We start from the raw sequence: 2320 nt of genomic DNA, 5'->3' as shown, positions 1-2320 counted from the left end.
TCGGATTTTCCTGGAAATTGGGATAAATCAATAACCCACACCTTCAGGTGTGGGAATCAAACGCAAACAGAAAAGGAAATACGCCGTTCATGATGTTACTAAAAAAAAGATGTGTATAATGGATAGCTTAACAAGGGGTTTTTATTACTGCGAAACTTGAGTTAATTTTTATTAATGATTACCGATTTTTTAGGACATTTTGAGGGTGTGCCTGAATTCGGAGTGAATTTCGTTTGACAATTAATTCGCTCAAAATATTTGAGCATTCAAAAAATAAGGTTTTTAATAAATGAAAAAATTAATATTTTTGTTGTTATTATCAGTTATTTTGTCGTGCACTCAAAAAAAAGAAATCATTGTCGAAGAGATTGATCCTTTTGTATATAAAACAGGCTCATTGAAATCAGGAGAAACTTTGGCAAAAGCTCTGATCTCAAAGGATATCGATAATGCTGTCGTTTACAAAATGGTGAACAAACTCGATTCTATTTACGATTTGCGCAAATCACATCCGGCAGATAGTTTTATCGTCAGGCTCGATTCTCTGGATATTGTTCATGAACTTATTTATATACCTGATAAAATTTCTTCTTTTCATGTAATCAGAGATACTTCGGAAAATTATTTTACTCGGATAGATTCTTTACCTGTCACAAAAACTATCGAAAAATGTAATGGTGTCATTTTATCATCTCTTTACAAATCTATGATCGATGAAGGGGAAAATGCTGCTTTACCCGTTATGTTCAGCCAGATATTTCAGTGGGATATTGATTTTTTTGTAGATCCGCAAAAGGGGGACGAATTTCATCTTGTATATGAAAAAATCTCCGCTGAAAACGAATTTATCGATTATGGAGATATTCTGGTCGCTCAATATAAAAGTAAAGATTATGATAATATTGCCTATAGATACAAAAATAAAAAGGGATTAACAAAATATTATAATGAAAAAGGAGAATCTTTCCAAAAAGCATTCCTGAAATCACCTTTAAATTATAAAAGGATTTCATCCTATTTTGGGAAAAGATATCATCCCATTACAAAAAAATACAGTATGCATAATGGTGTTGATTATGCAGCTGCTTACGGAACTCCGGTTGAAGCCGCAGCTGACGGAACCGTGATCAAAGCTTCCTGGAATAAACGACACACTGGAGAAACTGTTAAAATTAGACATGCGAATGGATATGTAACCTTATACGGACATCTCAGTAAATATGGAAAATATAAAACCGGTGATCGCGTTAAACAGCATGATGTTATCGGATATGTTGGCTCTACCGGACGCTCTTCAGGACCTCATCTGCATTATACAATCTATCACCATGGAGTTGCGATAGATCCATTAAAATTGAAAAATGTTTCCGGTCCTCCGGTGCCAAAGGCTGAAATGGCAGATTTCAAGGTAGTTGTGGACAGTTTAAAAAGCCTTTTGAATTCAGAAAGACTATATTCTCTTAAAGAAAATTAACCTGAAAAGGAAAAAAAGATTGACAGCATTTCGCTGACTTTAAACTCGGTGACTGATTGCTCACCGAAAATTCAACTTGTTCAACTTTTTGGTTTTTCATAATTTAAAAAGATTACTATAATCTGAAAATTTTGCTCTAATCTGTTCCTTCAGAAATTATTATTGACATAAAAAAGGGGATAGATGTTTTTGCAAAAATTTTTATTTTCAATAAATAAGATTGAGATAGAAAAGGAGATTAATATGAAGTTAAACTATCAGAAGACAGGAATTTTCCTGGTTTTGATGGTTTTCAGCTTCTTGATCCTGCCGTTTACTTCTTACGCTGCCCTTAATGATTCCGATTATATAGTTCAAGAGCTAGAAGTAAATGATGTCCCCAATGATGATGGATCAGGATTGATCATTAGCTGGAAACCACTTCCTAAAGAAAGAAGAATAATCGAATACCGCGTTTATCGTGGTGTTACTCCGGATACTCTTTTTGCCATCGGCAAGATCGATGTGAATGTGAAAACCGGAGTTCCGGGTGATAAGGTTTATTTTTATGACACGGCATTTAATTCCTTTCTGGATATTACAGCTCGCGGAAAAATGAAGACCGAAAAAGGACAACCCAAAACCGGACCAATCTATCGTGGTTATCCGCGAGACATAAGTATTACTGGACCACAACTTAAGAATTACAAAATTCTCGGTGTTATCCCAGACAAAGACTATTTTTTCAAAAACCATAAAATAGAACAGGATGAAGGTGACGAGAAGAGGGTTTATGCAGGAATGAAACTGAGAAATATCAGTATGTATAAAAAACTTCTCGATAATAAAGAATATTATTATACTGTT

The 2320-nt window shown here is 34.2% G+C and carries 2 protein-coding genes; both read left to right on the top strand.

Annotated elements, in window-relative coordinates:
* The first annotated feature begins 289 nt into the window (after positions 1-289).
* The gene (locus ENL20_11730) at positions 290-1474 is read left to right on the top strand and encodes a M23 family metallopeptidase (protein HHE39224.1); all 1185 of its coding nucleotides are present in this window, start codon (positions 290-292) and stop codon (positions 1472-1474) included.
* Between the two features lie 243 nt (positions 1475-1717).
* Positions 1718-2320 (top strand): hypothetical protein (locus tag ENL20_11725; GenBank protein ID HHE39223.1); only part of this gene is annotated, 603 nt, incomplete at its 3' end.

Source organism: Candidatus Cloacimonadota bacterium, from assembly GCA_011372345.1.
Lineage (GTDB): Bacteria > Cloacimonadota > Cloacimonadia > Cloacimonadales > TCS61 > DRTC01.
Note: the sequence above shows the minus strand (reverse complement) of the source record. Positions and strands in the feature narration are given on the sequence as shown.